Source organism: Kitasatospora sp. NPDC101447 (assembly GCF_044767225.1).
GTDB lineage: Bacteria > Actinomycetota > Actinomycetes > Streptomycetales > Streptomycetaceae > Kitasatospora.
In genome coordinates this window covers 376020-394093 of record NZ_JBIWNL010000005.1, presented here as the reverse complement: position 1 = coordinate 394093, position 18074 = coordinate 376020, and the positions used below count along the sequence as shown (strand labels likewise).

At 73.1% G+C, this 18074-nt stretch carries 15 protein-coding genes; 9 read left to right on the top strand and 6 right to left on the bottom strand.

What is annotated here, in order from left to right:
- Positions 1-160 precede the first annotated feature (160 nt).
- The 4 genes from ACIRST_RS10730 to ACIRST_RS10715 all read left to right on the top strand — a co-directional run bounded on the left by ACIRST_RS10730 (position 161) and on the right by ACIRST_RS10715 (position 4609).
- Positions 161-547 (top strand): rhodanese-like domain-containing protein, encoded by a 387-nt coding sequence (locus ACIRST_RS10730; RefSeq protein ID WP_402801579.1) that lies wholly within the window; start codon positions 161-163, stop codon positions 545-547.
- A complete protein-coding gene (locus ACIRST_RS10725) occupies positions 544-1293 on the top strand; it encodes a sulfite exporter TauE/SafE family protein (protein WP_402801576.1) in 750 nt (249 codons plus the stop codon). The genes ACIRST_RS10730 and ACIRST_RS10725 overlap by 4 nt, the downstream gene beginning before the upstream one ends.
- Before the next feature lie 120 nt (positions 1294-1413).
- Complete coding sequence (locus tag ACIRST_RS10720) at positions 1414-1980, top strand: rhodanese-like domain-containing protein (RefSeq protein WP_402801573.1); 567 nt, start codon at positions 1414-1416, stop codon at positions 1978-1980.
- Between the two features lie 205 nt (positions 1981-2185).
- Entirely contained in the window at positions 2186-4609 is a 2424-nt protein-coding gene (locus ACIRST_RS10715) for an RICIN domain-containing protein (RefSeq protein ID WP_402801571.1), read from the top strand.
- Positions 4610-4706: 97 nt separating this feature from the next.
- Here the strand turns inward: ACIRST_RS10715 and ACIRST_RS10710 are convergent, their stop codons facing one another.
- Complete coding sequence (locus ACIRST_RS10710; RefSeq protein ID WP_402801569.1) at positions 4707-6443, bottom strand: amidase; 1737 nt, start codon at positions 6441-6443, stop codon at positions 4707-4709.
- A gap of 219 nt (positions 6444-6662) precedes the next feature.
- Between ACIRST_RS10710 and ACIRST_RS10705 the strand changes: the two genes are divergently transcribed.
- Positions 6663-7664 carry a LacI family DNA-binding transcriptional regulator gene (locus tag ACIRST_RS10705; protein ID WP_402801567.1) on the top strand — a complete coding sequence of 334 codons (1002 nt, stop codon included), beginning with the start codon at positions 6663-6665 and terminating at the stop codon, positions 7662-7664.
- Between the two features lie 134 nt (positions 7665-7798).
- Here the strand turns inward: ACIRST_RS10705 and ACIRST_RS10700 are convergent, their stop codons facing one another.
- Positions 7799-8545 carry an SDR family oxidoreductase gene (locus ACIRST_RS10700; RefSeq protein WP_350520786.1) on the bottom strand — a complete coding sequence of 249 codons (747 nt, stop codon included), beginning with the start codon at positions 8543-8545 and terminating at the stop codon, positions 7799-7801.
- A 99-nt stretch (positions 8546-8644) separates the two neighbouring features.
- On the opposite strand from ACIRST_RS10700, the gene ACIRST_RS10695 reads away from it, so the two are divergent.
- Complete coding sequence (locus tag ACIRST_RS10695; RefSeq protein ID WP_402801565.1) at positions 8645-9547, top strand: LysR family transcriptional regulator; 903 nt, start codon at positions 8645-8647, stop codon at positions 9545-9547.
- Between the two features lie 117 nt (positions 9548-9664).
- Here the strand turns inward: ACIRST_RS10695 and ACIRST_RS10690 are convergent, their stop codons facing one another.
- From ACIRST_RS10690 to ACIRST_RS10680, 3 genes are all read right to left on the bottom strand, one after another.
- Positions 9665-10492 carry a tyrosinase family protein gene (locus ACIRST_RS10690; RefSeq protein WP_350520784.1) on the bottom strand — a complete coding sequence of 276 codons (828 nt, stop codon included), beginning with the start codon at positions 10490-10492 and terminating at the stop codon, positions 9665-9667.
- A 50-nt stretch (positions 10493-10542) separates the two neighbouring features.
- Positions 10543-10935, bottom strand: coding sequence for a tyrosinase cofactor (locus ACIRST_RS10685; RefSeq protein WP_396548208.1), 393 nt, complete (start codon positions 10933-10935; stop codon positions 10543-10545).
- Positions 10936-11410: 475 nt separating this feature from the next.
- A complete protein-coding gene (locus ACIRST_RS10680; protein ID WP_350520840.1) occupies positions 11411-13627 on the bottom strand; it encodes a PAS domain S-box protein in 2217 nt (738 codons plus the stop codon).
- 603 nt (positions 13628-14230) lie between these two features.
- Here ACIRST_RS10680 and ACIRST_RS10675 point away from each other — a divergent pair.
- On the top strand, positions 14231-14713 hold the full coding sequence (locus tag ACIRST_RS10675) for a hypothetical protein (RefSeq protein ID WP_402801562.1): 483 nt from the start codon (positions 14231-14233) through the stop codon (positions 14711-14713).
- Between the two features lie 156 nt (positions 14714-14869).
- Here the strand turns inward: ACIRST_RS10675 and ACIRST_RS10670 are convergent, their stop codons facing one another.
- Positions 14870-15760 (bottom strand): LysR family transcriptional regulator, encoded by an 891-nt coding sequence (locus ACIRST_RS10670; protein ID WP_402801560.1) that lies wholly within the window; start codon positions 15758-15760, stop codon positions 14870-14872.
- A gap of 121 nt (positions 15761-15881) precedes the next feature.
- On the opposite strand from ACIRST_RS10670, the gene ACIRST_RS10665 reads away from it, so the two are divergent.
- Together ACIRST_RS10665 and ACIRST_RS10660 are read left to right on the top strand one after the other, a co-directional pair.
- Positions 15882-17075: an MFS transporter gene (locus tag ACIRST_RS10665; RefSeq protein WP_402801558.1), complete on the top strand. Its 1194-nt coding sequence runs from the start codon at positions 15882-15884 to the stop codon at positions 17073-17075.
- A gap of 127 nt (positions 17076-17202) precedes the next feature.
- Positions 17203-18057, top strand: coding sequence for an SDR family NAD(P)-dependent oxidoreductase (locus tag ACIRST_RS10660; protein ID WP_402801555.1), 855 nt, complete (start codon positions 17203-17205; stop codon positions 18055-18057).
- Positions 18058-18074: the final 17 nt, after the last annotated feature.

The following is an 18074-nucleotide window of genomic DNA, read 5'->3' as shown; positions in this document are numbered from 1 at the left end:
GAGGGGGACCGGCCGCCGCCACCGAAACCAGGTACGGGCGGGGCCGGGGAAGCGCCGACACCGCCGCCGCACCGGGCCGTACGGCCCGCACGGGCGGCCGCGACACCCCCCGCTCCGCCCGGACCCACGTGCCGTCCGGCCCGCACCACTGGAGACTCCCTTGCCTCAACTGCCGCCCGCCCTCGGGCACCCCGCACCCCACCCGGACACCGACCGGGCCACCCCCGTCCAGGCCCGGGAGCTCGCCCGCACCGGCGACGCCGTCCTGCTCGACGTCCGGGAGGCCGACGAGTTCGCCGCCGGCCACGCCCCGGGCGCGCTGCACCAGCCGCTGATCGCCCTGGCGGCGGGCGCCCCGCTGCCGCCGGCGGCCACCGGCCGTACGGTGCTCGCCCTCTGCCGCTCCGGGCACCGCTCCCGGCACGCGGTGGAACTGCTCGCGCAGCGCGGCGTCCGGGCGCTGAACGTCACGGGCGGCATGCACGCCTGGGCCCTGGCCGGGCTGCCGGTCACCACCCCGGACGGCGAAGCCGGGCGGGTGGCATGACCTCGCTGCTGCTGGCGCTGGCCGCCGGCGCCGTGGTCGGGCTCGCGCTGGGCGGGCTCGGCGGGGGCGGCAGCATGCTCGCCGTGCCCGCCCTGGTCTACCTGCTGGGCTTCAGCCCGGCGCTGGCCACCACGGCCGCCCTGGTGATCGTCGCCGCGACCTCGCTGACCGGGCTGCTCGCCCACGCCCGGGCGGGGCGGGTCCGCTGGCGCACCGGCGCACTGTTCGCCGCCGCCGGACTGCCCGTGGCGGCCGCCGCCGGGGCGTTGTCCGCACACCTGCCGGGCGCGCTGCTGACCGGTGCCTTCGCGGTACTGGCGGCGCTCGCGGCCTGGCGGATGCTGAAGCCGGCCAAGCCGGACGCGCAGGAACGTTCCGCCGCAACGCCCGGACGCTCGACGGCGGCGGGTGCCGGGCTCGGCGCCGTCACCGGCCTGCTCGGTGTCGGCGGCGGATTCCTGGCCGTCCCCGCCCTGGTCTCGGTGCTCGCCCTCACCATGGCCGACGCGGTCGGCACCAGCCTGCTGGTCATCAGCGCCAACTCCCTCGCCGCCCTGCTGCCCCGCCTCGGCGCGACCGGCGCCATCGACTGGGCCGTGGCCGCGCCCTTCACCGGGGCCGCGATCCTCGGCGCCTGGGACGGCAAGCGGCTCGCCGACAAGCTCAGCGGGCGCACCCTGCAGAAGGCCTTCGCCGTCGCCCTGCTCGGCGTCGCGGCGCTGATGCTGATCACCTCACTGAGCTGATCGCCCCGCGGAACCGGGGCACCCCCACCGAGTCGGGCATCGCCCCCCTTCCTCCCTCCCCCTCCCCTCCCCCCGCGACCCACCCCGGGCCGCGACCCACCCCCGCCCGAAAGGACCCCCATGACCACGCCGCTGACCGTCGAGCAGCTCAAGCCCCGCCTCGGGCAGCTCACCCTCATCGACGTCCGCTCCCCCGGCGAGTACGCCGCCGGCCACATCCCCGGCGCGCTGAACATCCCGCTCGACCGGCTGGACCGCGCCCTGCCCGCGCTGCGCGACGCCGCCGAGCAGCACGAACTCGCCGTCGTCTGCGCCGCCGGGCCGCGCGCCGAGCAGGCCTGCCGCCGGCTGGCCGACGCCGGCATCCCGACCCTCACCCTGTCCGGCGGCACCAACGCCTGGTCCGGCGCCGGGCAGGCGCTGGACAAGGCGCCCGGCGCCCGTAGGACCTGGGCGATGGACCGTCAGATACGGCTGGTGGCAGGATCGTTGGTTCTCGCCGGGCTGCTGGTCGACCTCGTGCTGCCGCGCGCCCGCTGGGTCTCCGCGGCCGTCGGCGCCGGGCTGGCCTTCTCCGCGCTGACGAACACCTGCGCCATGGGCTCGGTGCTCGCCAGGCTCCCGCGCAACCGCCCGCGCCCCGGCGGCCCCACGCTGGACGACACGCTCGCCGCCCTCGGACGCTGAGCCCGGACCGCGTGCCGGGCGACGGCCCCTGCCCACCCCCGTCGGGCAGGGGCCGTCGCCGCGCCGCGCAGCCGGTGCTGTCCGGGCCGTTGACGCGGGCTTGTCTGAACATGTGAAATGTCACCCATCACATGCGACCTGTTGCGCATCGATTTGAACGTTCAAACGCCTGGCAGTCAACCCACCCGACGGAAGAGGACCCGCCATGCCGCCCCGTGCCCGCACCTGCGCCTTACCGTCCGGTCTTCTGCTGCTGGCCGTCCTCGCCGCCCAGGCCCTCGGCGGCCCACCCGCGTTCGCGGGCGACCAGGCGCCCGACCGGGCGCCGCTCGTGGACGGCGGCAGCTACGTCCTCGGCTCCGCCCTGGACGGCAGCTGCCTCGGCCCGCAGTTCGCGCAGTCCGGCCCCGGCCCGGTGCCGGTCGTCGGCGCCCACTGCCAACGGCTGCTCAGCCAGCGCTGGCAACTGCGCGGCACCGGGGGCGAGTTCCTGATCGTCAACGCCGCGACCGGCCGCTGCCTCACCCTCGACGGCCCGGGCCGCCCGCCCGCCACCGCCGACTGCGGCACCTCCCCCGACGCCGAGCGCTTCACCGTCTCCCGCGGACCGCAGGGCACGTACACCCTCGCCGCGCGCGGCACCGGCTCCTGCCTCAGCGCCGGACAGGACGCCGGGACCGGCCCCGCGCCGGGGACCGGACGGGCCGCGGCGCGCGGCCGCTGCGACACCCGCCCGGCCCACCGCTGGACCCTCACCCGCACCGAGCCCCTCGCGCTCGCCAACCCCGGCTTCGAGCAGGGCGCCGACGGCTGGACCCTCACCGAGCACACCGGCATCGCCACCAACAACCCGCACGGCGGCACCCGCCTCGCCTACCTCGACGCCGGCTCCGGCTACTCCGTCACCCACCGGACGACCGCCGTCACCGCCGGCGGCTACGACCTCTCCGCCTGGATCGCGACCGGCGGCGCCGGCGGCACCCTCGCGGTCCGCGTCAACGGCGCCGTCGTGCGCTCGCTCACCCTCCCCGAGCAGCCCACCTACGCCAAGTACAGCCTCCCCCGGATCCGGGTCGCCGCCGGCGACCGCATCGACCTCACCATCGGCTCCTCGCCGACCGGTTGGGTCAACGTCGACGACGCCGCCGTCGCCCCGTCCGCCCCGAACGACCCGGTCGCCAGCTCCTCCGACCCCGAGGTCGTCGCGCTGTTCGACTGGGCCAAGACCAAGGCCAACAGCTGGGTGCAGCAGTCCGGCGCCACCGGCGTCCTCGACATGGACGAGAACCACCCCGGCGGCACCGGCAGCACCACCTACGACGCCACCTACTGGGCCGGCTACCCCTTCCGCTCCGCCTTCTACAGCCGGGACTTCGCCCACCAGCTGGTCGGTGCGCACCTGCTGGGCCTCGACGCCGAGAACAAGACCATGCTGCGCGGCTTCGCCGCCTCCGCCACCGAGGTCAACGGGCTGTACCCGGTCTGGGCGCTCGACTTCGACGCCCGGACGTACGGCGCCATCGACTACCGGAGCCCGAACAGCTTCGTCCGCGAGCTGCCCGCGCCGTTCGAGCTGGTCCAGAAGGCCGGCGAGGCCTACCGCTGGACCGGCGACCGCGACTACGCCGACGACGCGACGCTCGGCACCTACGTCCGCAACACCCTGGGCCCGTTCATCGCCCGCCACCCCGGCCCGATCGACAACGGCGGCCTGCCGATCCCGCAGGCCACCAGCCGCAGCATCTTCGCCGGCACCGCCGGCTACGCCGAGAACGCCACCGGCACCTACGCCGAGGCCGGCGACGCGCTGGGCGCCCAGTACCAGGCCTACCTCGCCGCCGCCACGCTCGCCGACGCCCGGGGCGACGCCGCCTCGGCCGACGGGTACCGCCGGGCCGCCGAGGCACTGCGCACGTACGTCAACACCACCTGGAGCGTGGACCCCGGCCGGCCCGGCGAGGTGGTGCACGGCTACGACACCACCGGCACGCCGATCACCGGCTGGGGCTACGAGGCGAGCGTGCTGATGCCGGTCAAGCAGCTGCTCGACCCCGGGCCGCGCCGGGACGGCCTCCTCGCCGCCATCGACGCCGCCGACTCCGGCCCCGAGCGCTCGGCCAACCTGGAGGCCTACACCTACCTGCCGGACGCCTTCTTCGCCGGCAACGACGGCGCCACCGCCTGGAAGTGGATGCGCTACGTCTACGAGAACGCCGGCGAGCAGCACGCGAGCGGGCGGATGCTCAACGGCGACTACCCCGAGGTCCCGTTCACCCTGCTCGCCCAGACCGTCCAGGGCCTGCTCGGCGTCGAACCGGACGCGGCCGCCGGCACCCTCGCCACCACCTCCCGGCTGCCCGCCCCGACGGGCTGGCTGCAGATCGCCGGCATCCCGGTCGGCGACGGCACGGTGACCGTCCGCCACGACGGCGAACGCGCCAGCACCGTCACCAACACCGGTGCGAAGACGCTCACTTGGGAGGCCCGCTTCCGGGGCCGGCACGCGCACCTCACCGTCGACGGCAAGCCGCGGGACGCCCGCACCGAGGTCGTCGACGGCGTCACCTACACCTACGCCACCGTCACCCTCGCCCCCGGCCGGTCCGCGACCGCGGCCGTCACCGACTGACCCCCACACCGCACCACCCGCGGCCGGCCGGCCCCCCCCCGCCCCCCCCCGCGCCCCCCCCCCCCCCCCCCCCCCCCCCCCCCCCCCCCCCGGCGCGTCACTGCGCGGACAGTCGCGGCGTGCGCGACGGGACCGTGCGCCGGCTGCCCGTCGCCTCGAAGGCCGCGGCGAGGGTCAGCAGGGCGTTGTCGTCGTAGGCGCGGCCCGCGAAGGTCAGCCCGACGGGCATGGCGGTGTCGGTCATGGTGCCCATGGGCACGGTCACGGTCGGGATGCCGAGGTGACGGGGCACCAGGTTGCCGTTCGCGACCCACACGCCGTTGCGCCAGCCGAGGTCGGCGGAGGCCTCGTTCACGTCCATGTCGGCCGGACCGACGTCGGCGACGCTGGGGAACACCACCGCGTCCAGGCGCAGTCCGTCCATCCACTCCTCCAGGTCGACCCGGCGCGTCTCCTCCAGCCCGCGCAGCCCCTCTTCGAGGTGCGGCATGTCGGTGAAGGACGCGTACGGGCGCTCGCGCACGAAGCGCGGGTAGTCGCCGATCGAGTCGTCGAAGCCGGCGTAGCGGTCCGGGAGTTCGCCTTCCTGCTTCGGGAAGATGCGGGCACCGTCGACCTCGGCCAGGCCGGCGAGCCGCGGGTCGCCGTTGGCGCTCAGGAAGTCGTCCCACGCCCAGGCCGACAGGTCCTCGATCTCGACGGTGAGGAAGTCGCGGCCGACCAGGCCGCGGGTGAACAGCGAGGGCGCGCCGGGGCGGTCGGACTCGTAGTTCGACACGACGGGGAAGTCGACCTCGACGACCTCGGCGCCGGCCGCCTCCAGGTCGCGGCGGGCGGCCTCCCACAGGGCGATCACCGAGGGGCGGGTGTCGATCGGCCGGCCGGTCTGGCCGCCGATGCCGCCCTCGGGGTTCGTTCCGGCGTCCGGGTCGGCGTTGATGTACATCCGCGGGACGCCGACGCGCTTGCCGGCGAGCGAGGCGCGTGCGGCCGGTGCGTCGGCGGGCGCGAGCGCCGGGTAGGAGGCGGGGCGCACCCGGGACGCCGCGGGCAGCGGCACCCACGGCTGCGCGCGCCAGAGGTCACCGCGCGTCTCCGGGTCGTCGGCCACGATGACGTCGAGCAGCTCGAACAGGTCGGCCATGGTGCGGGTGTGCGGGACGACGACGTCCATGGTCGGCACCAGCGGCCAGTTGCCGCGCACCGAGATGACGCCGCGGCTGGGCGTGTAGGCGCACAGCGCGTTGTTCGACGCGGGCGCCCGGCCCGAGGACCAGGTCTCCTCGCCGAGGCCGAACGCGCCGAAGGACGCCGCCGTCGCGGTGCCCGAGCCGTTGGAGGAGCCGGAGCCGTAGGCGCTGGTGAGCCAGTCGGCGCTGTACGGGCTCTCCGCGCGGCCGTACACGCCGCGCTGCATGCCGCCGTTGGCCATCGGGGGCATGTTGGTCAGGCCGATGAGGACGGCCCCGCCCGCGCGCAGCCGTTCGATGGCGAAGGCGTCGCGCTGGGCGACGAGGTGCTCGAAGGCGGGCGAGCCGGCCGCCGCCGTCAGCCCCTTCGCGAGGTAGCTGTCCTTCGCGGTGTACGGGATGCCGTCGAGCGGGCCGAGCGTCTCGCCGCGCGCACGGCGGGCGTCGGAGGCCTCCGCCTCGGCGCGGGCGTCCGGGTTCATCACGACCATCGCGTTGAGTGCGGTGGGGGTGCCGGGCCGGTCGTACGCGTCGATCCGCGCGAGGTAGGCGTCGAGCAGGCCGACCGCGGTGGTCTCGCCCTTCTCCAGCGCCGCGCGCAGCTCGGCGATACCGGTCTCCACAACATCGAATCCGCGCGTCATGCGGGTGTCTCCTGGTCGGTCGGGTCGGGGCGGGGCGGGGCGGGGCGGGGCGGGGCGGGGCGGTCGTGCGAGCCGTCCTGCACGAGGTCGGCAGCCGTGTGCTGGAACGTTCCAGCACGTTCCGGTACGGGCACCTTACGCAGTGCTGGAACGTTCCAGCAAGGGAGCGGCGGACCGGAACAGGAGATCGGCGCAGGGCTGCGTCTAGACTTCCGGGCTGTGACCAGCCGCCCCGTGACCCTGATCGATGTGGCCCGGGCGGCCGGAGTGTCCAAGAGCACCGCCTCCAACGCGCTCGGCGGCTCCGGCCGGGTGTCCGGCACCACGCGCGAACGCATCCTGGACGTGGCCCGGGAACTCGGCTACCGGCCGAACACCGCGGCGCGCAGCCTGCGCCGCTCCAGCACCGGCGCGATCGGCCTCCACCTGCCGCGCACCGCCACCCGCCTGGACTACTACATGAACCTGGCGTTCGGCGCGGTCGAACGGGCCAGGGAGGACGGCCTGGACCTCGTCCTGCTGGCGCCCGGCACGGCGTCCGGCGGGGGACTCGCCGCCCGGGTGGACGGCCTGCTGGTGATCGACCCCGAGGTCGACGACCCGTCCGTCCCGGACCTGCTGGACGCGGGCGTGCCGGTGGTCACCGGCGAGCGCTACCTCGGCGGGGGAGTCGCGCCGAGCGGTGCCGTCGTCTGCGACAACGCCGCCTCGCTGGCCGCGCTGCTGGACCACCTCGCCGAGCGGAGAGCCCGCCGCCCGGCCCTGCTGGCCCCCGGCCCCGGCTCCGACTGGGCGGCAGCCCTGCGGGCCGCAGCCGGCGACTGGAGCCGACGCGAAGGCGTCGACGTGGTCGTGCGGACGGTACCGTTCGCGGCCACACCGGCCGAGGCCGAGGCCGCCACCGCGGACCTGATCGCCACCGTCCCGGGCCTGGACGCGGTGGTGTGCGCCCCCGACGGCGCGGTGCCCGGCGTCCTCGCGGCCGCGGCCCACGCGGGCCTGCAGCCGGGGACCGACCTGCTGGTGGCCGTCTGCGTCGACGGCGCGGCAGCGCGCGGTTCGAGCCCCCCGGTTACGGCCGTCGACCTGCGGGCCGCGGAGTACGGGCGCGCCTGCGCGGCCCTGCTCAGCGACCTGCTGGCCGGGACGGCACAGCCCGGCGTCGTACGCCGCCACGACTGGGCCCTGAACATCCGCGCATCCACCACCGGCCGACCCTGAACCCGGCCCCGGGGCGGACCCGCAGCCCCGGTCGTCAGCCAGCCCCGAACACCGGGAGACGGGGCGCCCGCCGGGGCGGGCGCCCGCTCTCCGCCGCGCCCCGACACCCCGGCTAACCTGTGCGGTCAGTACACCTAGAGCTGCGAAGCCCCGCCGTCGACGGGGAACTCCGTTCCCGTCGAGAAGGTCGCACCGAACGCCAGGTACGCGACCGCGGCGGCCACTTCCTCGGGAGTCCCCAGCCGCTGCATCGGGATGGTGCTCCGGAAGCCGTCCTTCGTCGCCTCGACCACGTCGGCGGGCAGCGAGGAGCGGTCCAGGATGCCCGAGTCGATCGGGCCGGGGCTCACGGCGTTGACGCGCACCTTGCGCGGGAGCAGCTCGCGGGCCAGGGTGCGGGTCATCGACCGCAGGGCTGCCTTGCTCGCCGAGTAGACACTGAGCGCGTCGAGGCCCAGGACGTTCACCACCGACGTGGTGAGGACCACGCCGCTTCCCTCGCGCATCAGCGGCGCCAACGCCTGCACGGTGAAGTACGGGCCCTTGGCGTTGATGCCGAACAGCTCGTCGTACATCTCCTCCGTCGTCGAGTCGAACGGCGCGGACGCGGTGACGCCGGCGTTGACGAACAGCGCGTCCACCGTGCCGAACCGCTCCCGGACCGTGTCGGCCAGCGCCTCGATGTCCTTCAGGGACGCGGCGTCGCTGCGGACGGCGATCGCCTTCTTCCCCAACTGCTCCACGGCGGCGTCAAGGGAGGACCTGGTGCGGCCGGTGATCAGGACGTGCGCCCCACCGTCCGCGAACAACCGGGCCGCGGCCAGGCCGATGCCGTTGCTTCCGCCCGTGATCACGATCTTCTTGCCGTCATAAGTGGTCATGCCCTCCAGCCAAATGTCCACCCGCACACCGTGTCCAAGACCTGTTCCGCATGCCGTCATGCCCCGGGCGCATGGCGGCACGCCACGTACCCTGGGCGCATGGACGTCGATCTGCGGCTCGTGCGCTACTTCACGGTCGTGGCGGAGTACGGCAACTTCGGCCGCGCCGCCACCAAGCTGCACGTGGCGCAGCCGTCGTTGAGCCGTCAGATCCAGCGGCTGGAAGCTCAGCTCGGTGTCCGGCTCTTCGACCGCTCGCCGCAGGGCAGCAGCCTCACCGACGCCGGTCAGGCCTACCTTCCCCGGGCCCGGACACTGCTCCAGGAAGCCGAGTACGCCGCCGACGCGGCCAGAGCCGCCGGCCGGTCCCCCGGTATCACCGTCGGCTACGCCGAAGGGCTGGTCATCACCGCCTGTGTGCAGGAACTGCGCCGCCGGCACCCCGACGGCCGGGTGCGCACCCGGCACCTCGACTGGCGGGACACGGACGCCCTCGCCGAGGGGCGGCTCGACGCCCTCGTCGCCTACGGACCCCTGCCCTTTCCCGCGGACGGTTTCCGGGTGACCAGGCTCCACGAGGAGTCGCGGGTGCTCGTCATGCCGGCGAGTCATCACCTGGCGGACGGAAAACCCGTCAGCCTGCGGGCTCTGTCGGACGAGGAACTGGTGGCCTGCGTCAGCACCCCGGTTCTCTGGAGCACGCCCAGGCCGGTCGGCGACCGCCCGGCACCACCCGCGCCCGCGAACGACGACAGCTACGAGGACAAGCTGGAACTCGTCGCCACCGGCCACTGTGTCGCGATCTTCCCCGCCGGCGACCGACGCGCCGCTGCGCGCGAGGACCTCGTCATGGTGCCCGTCGTCGACATCGATCCCTGCGAGGTCGTGCTCGTCACGCGCGCTGACGACCCCAACCCGCTGCTCGGATCCCTGGAAGACGTCGCACGCACCGTGCTCGGCACAGCCTCCCGGCGGGAGAACGACGAACTGCCGGTCGCCTGAGTGCAACGGCGGGCTGGTGCCGGATCCTTGCTCGCCCGGGTGGACACCGAGGCCGAGGCGGCGCCGGGGGCCGGAGCAGTGTGCACTGCTCCGGCCCCCGACGCCGTACCGGCCGGATCAGTACGCGTTGTCGTACGTGTAGAACTTGGTGTGGTCCAGCAGGTCGGCCGGGGTGACGTCCTTCCACGGCTTCATGGTGTCGTTCAGGGCGACCACATTCCTGGTGCTGCGGACCGGCTGGTAGCCCTGGCCCGGGTGGCGGCTCTGCCAGGCGGCCCACAGGCGGTCGATCATGCAGTGGTGCATCCAGAACACCGGGTCGTTGGGCGACATGCCGGTGCTCATGGTGCCGCCGACCCAGACGTGCACCCGGTTGTGCACGTTGACGCCCGCCCAGCCCTCCAGGCTGTTGCGGAAGCCCGCGCTGGCGCTGTTGAACGGCGCGGCGTCGTACGTGGCGATCGCCAGCACGGCGTCCACGTCGGCCCGGGTCGGCAGGTCCTGGCCGCCCTGGCCCAGCCGGCGGATCAGGTAGTTGCGGCTGTCGGGCCGGACGGTGAGCGTCCAGTTGCCGGAGCCCTGCGCGAACGGGCCGGTGGCCACCCGGCCGCCGGTGCCGGTGCCGTCACCGCCGAGGAAGTCCGCTCCCCAGAGCGAGGAGTTCGGGGTGCGGTCGGTGGTCCAGTCCCAGTACGGGAGCGTGACGGTGGCGTCGATCTCCTGCAGGGCGCGCTCGAAGCGCAGCAGGAAGCTGCGGTGCCAGGGCAGGAAGGAGGGCGAGCGGTGGCCGGTGCGCTCGGTGGAGTCGGTGTCGCTCATGATGAAGTCGTTGTGGGTGCTGACGAACGCGTCGTACGCACCTCGGCGCTTGAGTTCCAGGACGGCGTTGACGAAGGCGCGCTTCTCGGCGGGCGTCAGGGTCGACTGGCTCTTGCGGACTGCCATGGTTCTTCCTTCGAGGGTGGTCGGTGCGGAGGCCGGATGGCGGTCGGGAGTCAGGCGGCGAGCGGGGCCAGGTCGGCGCCGTTCAGGGAGTCGACGGCGGCCCGGACCAGCGCCCGCGGCGTGGTGAAGGTCTGGTAGTGGTTGATGACGCTGATCCAGGTGCCGTCCGCGTTGCGCATCATGTGCAGTTCGCGGCCGTCGATCAGCACCATGTAGCCGCTCATCGCGTGGTGGCCGTCGCCGGACATCGGCATGCCCTGGATGCGGCGGCCGCGGAAGACCTCGTCGAAGCTGTCGCCGCCCTCCGTGTCGGCGCCGTTGGCGGGTGCGACGGCGGGGCCGGTGAGGCCCAGGGCGACCGCGCCGGCGGCGACGGCCGTCGCGACGACGGCGCCTTGCAGCATCCGCCGGCGGGTGATCTCGGTGGTGGTGTCTTCGGACATGGCTGTGCCCCCCAGGTGGAAAATGTGAAGAACTTTCAGTGCCCCCGTTTTGGCGGACCGGTCGGCAGCGTCGACTGCCGGACGCGTCGTCGGCGCCGGTCAGGACGGTCCGGTGGCGATCGGCCCGCTCGGAATCATTCCTACCAGTCGTGAGCGAACAGCTCGGATGTGTGATCGGCCTGGGGGCGGAAAGTGATCGTTTCAAGCCGGTCGTGTGAAAGATGTTGCATCTTCTACAGAAGTCAGAGCTTCGGTTCGGGGCGAGTCCCGTGTGCGGAAACCGAAGATCCTACGCCCGGGCGGCCACCGCGCCGCAAGGCCTGCGGCGTTGACGCACCCCTTGTGACGATCGCTACACGAACAGGATGGCGCGATGCGGCAGGCGGCCGCGGACCTGCTGCTATGGCCGCGTGGCGGTCACGGACCCAATGCCTATGCCCGCGCGGCGGTCGCGCGCGCACCTCCGGCGGGCCGCTCAGAGCTGGAGGGTGAACCAGATGGTCTTGCCGCTGCCGCTGGGGCGGACGCCCCAGCCGTCGGCCAGGGCGTCGACGATGATGAGCCCCCGGCCGGACTCCTCGTCGCTGGTGGCGAGGCGGGGGTGGGGCAGCTGGGAGCTGCGGTCGCCGATCTCGACGGTGAGTTCGGTGCTGGTGCGGCGCAGCAGCAGTTCGATCGGCCCCTGGCCGTGCTGGACGGAGTTGGTGAGGATCTCGGACAGCAACAGGCAGGCGTCGTCGGTCCGTTCGGCGCAGCCCCACGTGGTGAGCGTCTTGGTGAGGAAGACGCGGGCCTCGCCGACGGAGGACGGAACGGTGGGCAGGTCGGTGGTGGCGGTGGCCAGCGGGGCGGCGGGCAGCTGCAGCAGGAGGAGGGTGACGTCGTCGTAGTGGCCGTCGGTGTCGGGCAGCACGGCGGACAGGACGCGGTCGGCGACGGCTTCCAGTCCGCCGTTGCCGGTGAAGGCGCGGCCGACGGTCGCGACCAGCTCGGTGATCTGGGCCTCGATGTCGCCGCCGGGGATCTCGACCAGGCCGTCGGTGTAGAGCAGCAGGGTGGCGCCGGGCGGTACGGCCAGACAGGCCTGCTGGTGGGGAATGCCGCCGACGCCCAGCGGGGCGCTCACCGGGGCCGGCAGTGCCCGGATGGTCTCGTGGGGGGCGGCGAGGAGGACGGGCAGGTGCCCGGCCGAGCAGATCGTCACCTCGCCGGTGTCCGGGGCGATGACGAGGTAGCAGCAGGTGACCAGCTGGTCGGGCAGCTCCAGGTCGGTGACGGCCGCGTCCAGGGCCTGCATCAGCTGGCGGGGTTCCATGCCGGTCTTGGCCAGCGCGTGGGCGGCGGAGCGCAGTTGCCCCATGACAGCGGCCGCCTCCAGCCCGCGGCCCATGACGTCGCCGATCAGGACGCCGACGCGGCCGGCGCCCAGGGGGATGAGGTCGAACCAGTCGCCGCCGACCCCGGCGCCCTGGGTGGCGGGCAGGTAGCGGCTGGCGGTGGCCAGGCCCGGGATGGCGGGTGGGGTGCCCATCAGGCTGCGCTGCAGGGTGAGGGCGATGTGCCGTTGCTGTTCGTACAGGGCGGTGAGTTCCGCCTCCGCCCGTTTCCGGTCGCTGATGTCGCGGACGATGGCGCAGGCGCCGGTCACCGTGCCGTCGGCGGTCCGGGTGGGCCACAGGGTCACGTCCACGTCGATCAGCCGGCCGCTGCGGGTGACCCGCAGCGTCTCGAAGTGCTCGACCTTCTCGCCGTCCCCCAGCCGCTTCAGCAGCGCCGTGATCTCCTCCCGGTGCTCGGGCGTGGCCAGCATGGCCACATGGCGGCCGAGCGCCTCGGCGGCCGTGTAGCCGTACAGGGAGTGGGCGGCGGCGTTCCAGTAGGTGATGCGGCCGTCGAGGGTCTTGGCGAGGATGGCGTCCTGGGAGGACTCGACCAGCGCGGCGAGCTCGTTGATGCGGGCTTCGGCGGCCTTGCGGTCGCTGACGTCGCGTACGGCGGCGGAGAAGAGCAGGCCGTCCGCGGTCTCCAGGGGGCTGAGGCTGATCTCGACGGGGAACTCGGTGCCGTCCTTGCGCAGGCCGTGCAGTTCCAGTCCTGCGCCCATCGGGCGGACCTGCCGGTTCGCGGCGTACTCGTCGCGGTGCCGGTGGTGCTGGTCCCGGAAGCGGGTGGGTACCAGCAACTCCACGGAGCGTCCGAGCAGTTCCTTGCGCGGGTATCCGAACAGGGCCTCCGTCTGGGCGTTGACCAGGGTGATGGTTCCCGCGTCGTCGGTGATCACCATCGCGTCCGGCGCCGCCTCCAGCAGTGCACGGAAGCGGGCTTCGGCGGCCTTGCGGTCGCTGACGTCGCGTACGGCGGCGGAGAAGAGCAGGCCGTCCGCGGTCTCCAGGGGGCTGAGGCTGATCTCGACGGGGAACTCGGTGCCGTCCTTGCGCAGGCCGTGCAGTTCCAGTCCTGCGCCCATCGGGCGGACCTGCCGGTTCGCGGCGTACTCGTCGCGGTGCCGGTGGTGCTGGTCCCGGAAGCGGGTGGGTACCAGCAACTCCACGGAGCGTCCGAGCAGTTCCTTGCGCGGGTACCCGAACAGCGCCTCCGTCTGGGCGTTGACCAGGGTGATGGTCCCCGCGTCGTCGGTGATCACCATCGCGTCCGGCGCCGCCTCCAACAAGGAACGGAAGCGTTCCTCCACCGTCCCGACAGCCGTCCCGACAGCCGTCCCCGCGGCCGTCGTGACACCCCGGCAGCCCGTCCCCTGGCCCGCAGCCGTGTCCTCGTCCGGTCTCCGGCCCACCACGTCGCCCACGCCTGCTCCCTTGCCTTGCCGTACCGGCGGTGCTGCTCCACCCCAGCGCATCAGGACTCCGGGCGCTTACCTATATCCGCAATTGGCTGCTGACATTTCAATATTTCCGAAAGAAGATCATAAATGACCAATTACCGCGTGGCTTGGGCCCGCTCACCCCTGCGGCAGTGACCTGGCGGCTTCAGAAACCGCTATGAGACATGTCAATGGCGAAGCCCCGGCCAACGGATTCCGTCATGATGCATCGACGGCCGCTCCCCGTCACGCGAAATTCACAGACCGGGGTCTACTCGCATAGACAGCGGTGGGCCATCCTGGTGCGATGCCGGCGCTCGCGCCGGAGCACTGCCGCGTCACAGCACTGCGTACGACCCTTTCGTCCGGGCCGGTTCCGTGGGCCCGGCACCGGACCTCCCGCCCTCCCGCCCGCCCACCGGGGCGCAGCAGGAGGGCGGAGGTCGAGTCGGAGGAACACCAACTCACCGGGAGATGCAGATGAAGCCACGCACCGCCGCCACCGTCGTCGTCCTGGCCCTGGCCGGCCTCGCCCTCTCGGCGCCCACGGCCGGCGCCAGCGGCACCAAGCTGTCGCAGGCGACGGCCGCCGCCCAGTTCAGGAACGCCGGCATCACCTGGAGCTCCAGCGGTGGCTGCACCACCAGGTCCAACTCCACCTGCACCTCGTTCGAGCAGATCAACTCGGGCACGGTGAGCACCGTCATCACCCTCAAGCAGGCCAGCGGCTGCGCCATCAACATCACGGGCGGGACCGAGGTGGGCCACGCCTCCGGCACCTACAGCCACTACAACGGCTACAAGGTCGACATCTCCCGCAGCTCCTGCATCGACGGCTACATCCAGAACAGCTTCACCTACATCGGCTACCGCGGCGACGGCTACCCGCAGTGGAAGGCCGCCTCGGGCAACCTGTACTGCAACGAGGGCAGCCACTGGGACATCCTCGTCTACTGACGCCGACCCGACCCCGGGTGCCGGCTCCCCAGGGGGCGCCGGCACCCGCGGCGTGTCCTGCGGATCCTGTCCGCGGCACCACACCGGACCGCTGCCGGAGCACCGGCAGCCGGCGTCGGCCTGCGCTCGGATGCGCTCGGACGCGCACAGGTGCGCTCAGAAGTGCAGCGCGCCGATGTCGCGGACGGTCCGGGCGAGGGCCCGGATGAGCTCGTTCTCGGTGTCGCGGCGCCACACCAGACCGTAGGGAATCGTCCCCATCTCGGGAATGGGGACGAACTGCACATGGGACATGGACCAGTAGCGGGTGACGTGGGACGGGAAGGGGTGGACGATCTCGCCGGTGATGACGAGATGGATCAGCTCGTCGGCGTTGGTGGCCGACTCGATGCGTTCGATCTCCTTGCCCCGGGGCGTGTAGAACGAGAGGTAGCCGTCCTCCCAGAAGTCGGGCATCGCGGGGGGCATGGCATGGCCGAAGTCCCCCAGCGCCTCGACCGAGATCTGGGGTCGTCCGGCGAGTTCGTGGTCCGCGGCGACGGCCAGCACACGAGGGTCGTGGAAGAGGACCGGGCCCGTGGTGAGATCGGGCTCGTTCACCGGTAGCCAGGTGACGAAGACGTCCATGTCGCCGTCGCGGAGCCGCTCGAACGGTTCGACGTACGGCGCCCTGCGGATCTGCAGCTCCCACTCGGGGTGGCGGGAGCGGAACCCCTCCCAGTAGTGGTGCAGGTCGGGCACGTTGAAGGGCATCATGCCGACCCGCAGACGTGCGGTCTTGCCGCGGGCGGCCAACCGGGCACGTTCGAGGCTGTCCCGCAGGTGCGTGTGGACCGGCCGCAGATCGGCGCACAGCTGCCGGCCGAGCGGGGTCAGGCGGACCTGACGGCGGTTGGAGCGGTCGAACAGCAGACCGCCGATCTGCCGCTCCTGACGGGCGATCACCTGGCTGACCCGCGCCTGGGTGAGGTGCAGCCGGGCGGCTGCTCTGCCGAAGTGCAGCTCCTCCGCCAATGTCAGGAATATCTCGATCTCGCGCATCTCCATGCTGTCGAACCCCCCGTCATAAGCACGATTTATCGGATCTTACTGATCTTGGACGTTGATGGCTTCGACGGTCGACTGAAGGATCGTCAGCAGACCCCAACCCCTACCGGACCGGAGTGCCATGACCATCGTCGACACCGAGAAGTCACCCACCACGTCAGGCGGCGACCGGGTGCCTCTCACGAGCTGGCTCGCCGTCGTCACCATGGCGGTCGGGACGTTCGCGCTGGTGACGGTCGAGTCACTGCCGGTGGGGCTGCTTCCCCTCGTCGGAGGAGACCTCCACGTCTCCGAGGGCACCGCGGGCCTGATGGTGACCGTCCCCGGCCTGGTCGCCTCCGTCACGGCGCCGCTGCTCCCGGTGGCGATCGGACGGCTCGACCGGCGGGTCGCGCTGATCGGCCTGATCACCCTGATGGTCCTGGCCAACGGACTGTCGGCCGTGGCACCCGACTTCACCGTCCTGCTGGGCGCGCGCTTCCTCATTGGGATCAGCATCGGCGGCTTCTGGTCGCTCGCCGCCGGCCTCGCCGTGCGGCTGGTGCCGGACCGGTTCGTCCCCCGGGCCATGTCGGTGGTCTTCGGCGGCGCAACGGCGGCCAACGTCCTCGGCGTACCGGCCGGGACGCTGATCGGCGGTCTCGCGGACTGGCGCACCGCGTTCGTGGCCGCGGGCGCACTGGGCCTCCTCGTGCTGGTGGGCCTGCTCTTCCTGCTGCCTTCGATGCCCGCCCGACAGGTCGTCCAGCTGCGCACCCTGCCGCAGCAGTTCCGCCACCCCGTCGTACGCGCCGGCGTCATCGCCACGTTCCTCCTGGTCGGCGGCCACTTCGCCGCCTTCACCTTCGTCAGCCCGGTCCTGCGGACCGTCTCGGGGATCGGCGAGGGCGCGATCGGCCCGCTCCTGCTCGGCTTCGGCGTCGCCGGCATCCTCGGCAACTTCCTCGCCGGCGCGGCCGCGGAGCGGAACGTCCGCGCGACCATCGTCACCCTCAGCGTCCTGCTCACCGCGGTCCTCGCGGTCTTTCCCCTCGCCGGCCGCACCCCGGTCGGCGGGACCCTGCTGCTGCTGGGCTGGGGGCTGGCCTTCGGCGGCGTGCCCGTCGGCGTCCAGACGTGGATCCTCAAGGCGGCACCCGACTCGGCCGAGGCGGCCACCGCCCTGAACACCTCCGTCTACAACCTGGCCATCGCCCTCGGGGCCCTGCTCGGCGGAGTCGTCGCCACCGGCCTCGGCACGAGCGCCGTCCTGACGGCCGGGGCCCTCTTCGCCCTCCTCACCGTTCTCGCCGTCCGGAGCGCACCGCGCGCCTGAACAGCGTGCCGTGTCCGCCCGGCGCGCCTGAACAGCGTGCCGCGTCCGCACCGCGCACCTGAACAGCGTGCCGCGTCCGCCCGGCCACCCACACCCTCACGATCTCCCGAAGACAGGAGCACCGACCGTGCACGCCCCCGCCCGACCCACCAGCCGCGTCTGGTTCATCACCGGCGCCAGCCGCGGTCTCGGCCGCGCCTTCGCCGAGGCGGCCCTGACGGCCGGCGACCGCATCGTGGTCGCCGCCCGCACCACGACCGCGCTGGACGAGCTCGCGAGCGCCCACCCCGGCCGGGTCCTGCCCCTCACGCTGGACGTGACCGACCGGGAAGCCGTGTTCGCCGCCGTCGCCGCGGCGGTCGGCCACTTCGGACGGCTCGACATCGTCGTCAACAACGCCGGAATGCTCTCGATGGGCATGGTCGAGGAGTTCACCGAAGCCGAGGCGCGCGCCCAGCTGGACGTCAACTTCTTCGGCGCGCTCTGGGTGAGCCAGGCCGTCATGCCCGTGCTGCGCGAACAGGGCTCCGGTCACCTCGTGCAGGTCTCCAGCATCGCCGCCCTGGGCGGCTTCCCCAGCACCGGCCTGTACAGCGCCGGCAAGTTCGCGCTGGAAGGCCTCAGCGAAGCCCTCGCGGCGGAGGCCGCCTCCTTCGGGGCCAAGGTGAGCATCCTCCAGCCCGGCGGCTACTGGACCGACCTCTACACCGCGATGCACAGCACGAGTCCCCTGGAGGCGTACGCGCCGCTCCGGGAGAAGCTGGCCGAGCAGTTCGCCGAGGGCTCGGTCGACAGCGATCCGAAGCTCGCCGCGGCCGCGCTGATCGAGCTGGTCGACAGCGACGAGCCGCCGCTGCGCCTCCTCCTGGGCAGCATGGTCTACGACCTCGCCTTCGACATCGCCCGCACCCGCATGAACACCTGGGCGGCGTGGGAACACGTCAGCCGCGCCGCGGAACACGCGATCACCGGTCCGGCCTGACGGCCCGGGAAGAGGCA

Coding starts and splice junctions, on each gene's coding strand:
- ACIRST_RS10725 (WP_402801576.1), top strand. CDS start 544: ATGACCTCGCTGCTGCTGGCGCTGGCCGCCGGCGCCGTGGTCGGGCTC.
- ACIRST_RS10720 (WP_402801573.1), top strand. CDS start 1,414: ATGACCACGCCGCTGACCGTCGAGCAGCTCAAGCCCCGCCTCGGGCAG.
- ACIRST_RS10715 (WP_402801571.1), top strand. CDS start 2,186: ATGCCGCCCCGTGCCCGCACCTGCGCCTTACCGTCCGGTCTTCTGCTG.
- ACIRST_RS10710 (WP_402801569.1), bottom strand. CDS start 6,443: ATGACGCGCGGATTCGATGTTGTGGAGACCGGTATCGCCGAGCTGCGC.
- ACIRST_RS10700 (WP_350520786.1), bottom strand. CDS start 8,545: ATGACCACTTATGACGGCAAGAAGATCGTGATCACGGGCGGAAGCAAC.
- ACIRST_RS10695 (WP_402801565.1), top strand. CDS start 8,645: ATGGACGTCGATCTGCGGCTCGTGCGCTACTTCACGGTCGTGGCGGAG.
- ACIRST_RS10690 (WP_350520784.1), bottom strand. CDS start 10,492: ATGGCAGTCCGCAAGAGCCAGTCGACCCTGACGCCCGCCGAGAAGCGC.
- ACIRST_RS10685 (WP_396548208.1), bottom strand. CDS start 10,935: ATGTCCGAAGACACCACCACCGAGATCACCCGCCGGCGGATGCTGCAA.
- ACIRST_RS10675 (WP_402801562.1), top strand. CDS start 14,231: ATGCAGATGAAGCCACGCACCGCCGCCACCGTCGTCGTCCTGGCCCTG.
- ACIRST_RS10670 (WP_402801560.1), bottom strand. CDS start 15,760: ATGGAGATGCGCGAGATCGAGATATTCCTGACATTGGCGGAGGAGCTG.
- ACIRST_RS10665 (WP_402801558.1), top strand. CDS start 15,882: ATGACCATCGTCGACACCGAGAAGTCACCCACCACGTCAGGCGGCGAC.